The 5,005-nt window shown below is 62.0% G+C and carries 5 protein-coding genes; 1 reads left to right on the top strand and 4 read right to left on the bottom strand.

What is annotated here, in order from left to right:
- Positions 1-36: 36 nt before the first annotated feature.
- From cysE to miaA, 4 genes are all read right to left on the bottom strand, one after another.
- Positions 37-783 (bottom strand): serine O-acetyltransferase, encoded by a 747-nt coding sequence (cysE, locus tag FLM9_RS03300; RefSeq protein ID WP_074457248.1) that lies wholly within the window; start codon positions 781-783, stop codon positions 37-39.
- Positions 784-844: 61 nt separating this feature from the next.
- Positions 845-1,858 carry a GntR family transcriptional regulator gene (locus FLM9_RS03295; protein WP_306806779.1) on the bottom strand — a complete coding sequence of 338 codons (1,014 nt, stop codon included), beginning with the start codon at positions 1,856-1,858 and terminating at the stop codon, positions 845-847.
- A gap of 56 nt (positions 1,859-1,914) precedes the next feature.
- Positions 1,915-2,619 carry a translation initiation factor IF-3 gene (infC, locus tag FLM9_RS03290; protein WP_074457246.1) on the bottom strand — a complete coding sequence of 235 codons (705 nt, stop codon included), beginning with the start codon at positions 2,617-2,619 and terminating at the stop codon, positions 1,915-1,917.
- 56 nt (positions 2,620-2,675) lie between these two features.
- Positions 2,676-3,623: a tRNA (adenosine(37)-N6)-dimethylallyltransferase MiaA gene (miaA, locus tag FLM9_RS03285; RefSeq protein WP_074457245.1), complete on the bottom strand. Its 948-nt coding sequence runs from the start codon at positions 3,621-3,623 to the stop codon at positions 2,676-2,678.
- 155 nt (positions 3,624-3,778) lie between these two features.
- Here miaA and FLM9_RS03280 point away from each other — a divergent pair.
- The coding region (locus FLM9_RS03280; protein WP_257242986.1) for an ATP-binding protein at positions 3,779-5,005 on the top strand (1,227 nt) is incomplete at its 3' end.

Raw genomic sequence — 5,005 nt, 5'->3', positions numbered from 1 at the left:
ACGAGCCCAGCCAGGACCACCCTCCCTCGCGTCCCCTTATTCAAGACTCGGGTTATTGAAGAACTCGATGATCTCCCGATCTTGCAGGCTCTGGGCCTGCCCGGCACAGCGGGGACGCAGTGGTCGTCCAGCCGCCACGTCCCGCAGACACTCCTGCAGGGCAACCACCTCCCCCTCCAAAGCGTCAATGCGGTCCATGAGGTTGCGGATGACCCGGGCCTCCGCATCCGGAAGCTGGGAGTGGGCCAGGGGATCCACCCGCACTCCGGAGCGGTGAATCACCCGGCCCGGTACACCCACCACCGTGCAGTGGCGGGGCACGTCTTTGACCACAACCGAGCCGGCGCCCACGCGGGTGTCGGCGCCAATGGTGATGGCCCCCAGCACCTTCGCGCCAGCGCCCACAACCACGTTGCGATCCAGGGTGGGATGGCGTTTGCCGGTTTCCTTGCCTGTCCCCCCCAGGGTCACCCCCTGATAGAGGGTGCAGCCCTCACCAATCTCCGTGGTCTCGCCAATCACCACACCCATCCCGTGGTCAATGAACACCCCGCCGGCAATACGGGCGCCAGGGTGAATCTCCACACCCGTCAGCAGGCGCCCGAGATGGGAGATGAGGCGAGGTAGCAGCGGCAGCCCCAGGTGCCAGAGCTTATGGCTGAAGCGATGCAGCACCAAAGCATGGAAGCCCGGGTAGCAGGTTAGGGACTCCAGCCAGTTCCGGGCTGCCGGGTCCCGCTCCCGAATCATCCGGAAGTCAGCCAAAAGCGTGCGCATGACCATGGGGTGGATTCAGCATCCATCCTGACAGTCGCTGGTCCCGGCCTGTGCAGAGGGGCTGAACTCAGGCAGCAAGTCTGCCCAGACCCATCTTTCTGCTCAGCATGTCCACGGTCCCCGGGCGCAGGTAATGGTCAACACAGTGGAGATTGGGGACCCGCAGCATCTGGGAACGGTGCTGACGAATGGTGGCCTCCACCACGGGATGGCTGGGTTGATCGCACAGGACCGTGCCCGAGGCTCTGCAAAGACTCAGCAGTTGCTTCCTCCCGGCATGGGGGGGGGTATCCAGTTCCACCACAGCGGTCATCACCAGCAACTGTTGACCGCGCTGGGCCTGGAGAATCAATTCTGCTGCGCGGAGGATCCCGGAACTGATGCTCACAAAGCCTACGCAGGTGTCGGTCCGGAGTTGGGCGATCAGGTTGAGTTCATCATCAAAGGAGTTGAGATCCAGTGCCAGGCAACGCATTTGATGGGCCCTGGCCACCTCCTCTGCCGGCTTGAGGAAATAGCGGCTGGTCACCACTGTGGCCTTCTTGCCGTCCCGGCTCAGGGCCGCCAAGTGCCGGCCCAGGCATTCCAGGGGAACCGCCGCCACAGGAATCGGCAACGTGGTCAACTCCCTGGCCATAAGGTGGGCAGCCCCCAGATCCTCCTGCGGCGTACTCACCAGCACTTGGACACCACAACTGATGCGCCAGTTGATGTCCGTGGTGAGCTGGTGCAAAGCTTCTTGCAGAGTGAGGCCGCCACAGAGCAGGGTGTTAATGTAATGCTCCACCTCCTGGCTTTGGCCAGGGTGTGGGCCGGCAACACCGCGCTGGCCGCCTTGCCGTTTGGAATTGGTCTGTTTTGAATTGGTGGGAGTTTGACTGCGCACGTACACCCCGGAGCCGGCTACCGCCTCGACGATGCCATGGGCCTCCAGTTGCCGATAGACCTTGCTGACCGTGTTGCGATGCAGGTTGGTCTGCATGGCCAACTGCCGTGTGCTGGGGAGGCGATGTCCAGGAAGATAGAACCGGGATGCAATGGCAAAGGACAGTTGAGTGTACAGTTGCAAAGAGGCCGACACAGCGATATCGGGTTGCACGTGGAAGCGCACGTGGACAGTTGGCAACTGTCACAAGCCTACGGCATGGTCCCATCCCCAGCCACAACGGCTGGACTGGAGTTCGCCGGACGACGAGATCGGGACCGGGGGTGCTCCCCGTTGGACGAGGCCGGGCCGCTCTTGACGGTTGGATTGCTGCTGCCTGGCCGGGTGGGCTTGTTGGACTTTACAAGCGGTGTACGGCGCGGTGTCAGGAACATGATCATGTTGCGCCCTTCCCGTTTGGGCGTCTGCTGGACTTCTGCCTGCTCCTCCAAATCACCAGCCAGGCGGAACAGCAGCTTTTCCGCTAGGCTGACGTGCTGGATCTCCCGACCGCGGAAGATGACCGTACATTTCACCTTGTCACCGGCCTTGAGGAACCGGCTGGCCTGCCTGATGCGCACGTCGTAGTCGTGCTGGTCAATCTTGTAGCGCATTTTCACCTCCTTCACCTCGGTCTGGTGGGACTTTTTCTTGGCTTCCTTGGCCTTTTTCTCCTGCTCGAACTTGAACTTGCCGTAGTCCATCACCCGGCAGACGGGTGGATTGGCCTTTTCACTCACCAGCACTAAGTCCAACTCCCGCTCCTGGGAAACCTGTAACGCCTCGTCCCGGCTGATGACGCCAAGCTGGGTTCCGTCCGCATCAACAACCCGCAGGGTGGGATAGGTGATCCGCTCATTGATGTTGGGGAGCTCGCGGACCGGGAGACGGCGATCAAAGCGGGGACGGGGGGCCAAATTTGCGGTGGCGGGTGAAGTGAGGGCCGACGAGAAGCCCTGAATCGAAATTTACCCTAAGCCGAGGCGGGTGGGCCGTCGGTCGGTTTTCTCACCAAATCCACAATGTTTTGTCGCAGATCTTGGTTGAGGATGTGCCAGTGCTGTAGCTGGGGGCTGGTGAGCCAGTGGGCCTGATGTTGCCCACGAAACCAGGTGAGCTGCCGCTTGGCATACCGGCGGGTGCGACGGTTGATGGCAGCCACGGCCTGCTGACGGTCCATGCGCCCCTTCAGCAGTTGACAAGCCTCCCGGTAGCCCATGGTCTGCAGGAGCGGCAACTCCGGCCCGAAGCGCTCCATGAGTTGTTGCGTTTCTTCCAGCAGGCCGCCGGTCACCATGGCTGCGGTACGCCGGTGAATGCGCTGGTGGAGATCCTCCGGGGCCAGGCCAATTTCCAGGACGGGATAGGTGGGAGGACGGCGGCGTTGTTGGAGGGAATGGGCACAGCCGGTACCGTAGATCACTTCCAGCGCCCGTTGGGTCCGTACTGTGTCGTTGGGGTGAATGCGGTGGGCGGCCACGGGATCGGCACAGCGCAGCAACCCGTGGCAGTGGAGCTGCCCCAAGGCGGTGAGTTGGCGCCGCAGGGCCGGTTGGGGCGGCAGCGCCGGGGGGCACAGTCCCTGGATAACGGCCGCTAGGTAGAGCCCGCTGCCTCCCACCAGCAGCGGGGTGATCCCGCGCCGGTGAAACCGAAGAATGCATTGCCGGGCCAGGGCCTGGAACTCCTGGACCGTCATGGGTTGGTCGGGATCTCGCAGATCCAGCAGGCAATGGGGCGCCAGGCGCTGCTGCGCCGGGGTGGCCTTGGCGGTCCCCACGTCCATCCCCCGGTACACTTGGCGGGAGTCCCCGTTGAGGATGGGGAGGTCAAGGCGGCAGGCCATGTCCAGGGCCAGGGCAGACTTGCCGCTGGCCGTGGGGCCAAGGATCACGATGAGGCCTGGTTGCCAGTGACCCATGGGGACACTCCGATCTTGTCTTGAAATATCGTCGTCGAGTCTGGGAAGTCCGATGGTAGGATAGGACCAGAGTTGACCCCGGCAGCACTTTTGCACCACTTACAGTGTTTTTGCAGGCCGTCCCGGTCCAGCCAAAATCAAGGGCCTCGGCAACCATGGTGAGCCAGGGACCAACGGTGGAGACCAACAAAGTTCAGGCGGACTACGGCGCAGCGCAGATCCAGGTCCTGGAAGGGCTGGAGCCTGTGCGCAAGCGCCCGGGCATGTACATCGGCAGCACCGGTCCCCGGGGTCTTCACCATCTGGTCTATGAAGTGGTGGACAATGCCGTGGACGAAGCCCTGGCTGGGCATTGCACCGAGATCCAGGTGCATCTCCATGGGGACGGCTCTGCCGAAGTGAGGGACAACGGCCGCGGCATTCCCACCGATCTTCATCCCCGCACCGGAAAGTCTGCGCTGGAGACCGTGCTGACCGTTCTCCATGCCGGCGGGAAGTTTGGCGGTGGCGGCTACAAGGTGTCCGGGGGGCTCCACGGGGTGGGGGTGTCTGTGGTGAATGCCTTGAGCGCCTGGGTGGAGGTGGTTGTCTACCGACAAGACCAAGAGCACCGCCAGCGCTTCGAGAAGGGCGTCGCCCAGGGGCCTCTGCAGAGCCGTGTCCTTGGCAAGGACGATCCCCACTGGGGCCGGCGCGGGACAACGGTGCGGTTTTGTCCGGACAGGGACATCTTTACCGGAGGCATCGGCTTTGATTTCCCCACCTTGGCGGTACGGTTGCGGGAGCTGGCCTATCTCAACGGCGGCGTCAACATCCTGTTTTCCGACGGTCGCCCGGAGGCTCTGGATGAAGCGGGTAACCCTCACCGGGAAACCTACTTTTACGAGGGTGGCATCAAGGAATACGTGGCTTACATGACCCAGGACAAAGATCCCCTCCACAGGGACATTATTTTCGTGCAGGGGGAGAAAGACGGCGTTCAGGTGGAAGCAGCTTTACAGTGGTGTGCCGATGCCTATTCGGATAGTATGCTTGGTTTTGCTAATAACATTCGCACCGTGGATGGTGGTACCCATTTGGAAGGCTTCAAGGCCGTACTCACCCGCACGCTCAACACCCTGGCCAGGAAGCGCAACAAGCGCAAGGAAGCGGATTCGAATTTATCTGGCGAGAACATCCGTGAGGGGTTGACGGCTGTGCTCTCCGTCAAAGTGCCGGAGCCTGAGTTTGAGGGACAGACAAAAACCAAGCTGGGCAACATGGAAGTGCGCGGCGTGGTGGACTCCGTTGTGGGGGAATCCCTGACAGAGTTTCTGGAATTCAATGTTCAAGCGGTGGATCTTATTTTAGAGAAGGCCATTCAGGCCTTTAATGCAGCGGAA

Origin of the sequence: Candidatus Synechococcus spongiarum, from assembly GCF_900047545.1 — a bacterium.
Taxonomy (GTDB): domain Bacteria; phylum Cyanobacteriota; class Cyanobacteriia; order PCC-6307; family Cyanobiaceae; genus Synechococcus_B; species Synechococcus_B spongiarum_C.
The sequence above is the reverse complement of the archived record's forward strand: the minus strand, read 5'-3'. Positions and strand labels throughout refer to the sequence as shown.

Excerpts from the sequence above, each read along its gene's own strand:
- cysE (WP_074457248.1), bottom strand. The coding sequence starts at position 783 with ATGGTCATGCGCACGCTTTTGGCTGACTTCCGGATGATTCGGGAGCGG.
- miaA (WP_074457245.1), bottom strand. The coding sequence starts at position 3,623 with ATGGGTCACTGGCAACCAGGCCTCATCGTGATCCTTGGCCCCACGGCC.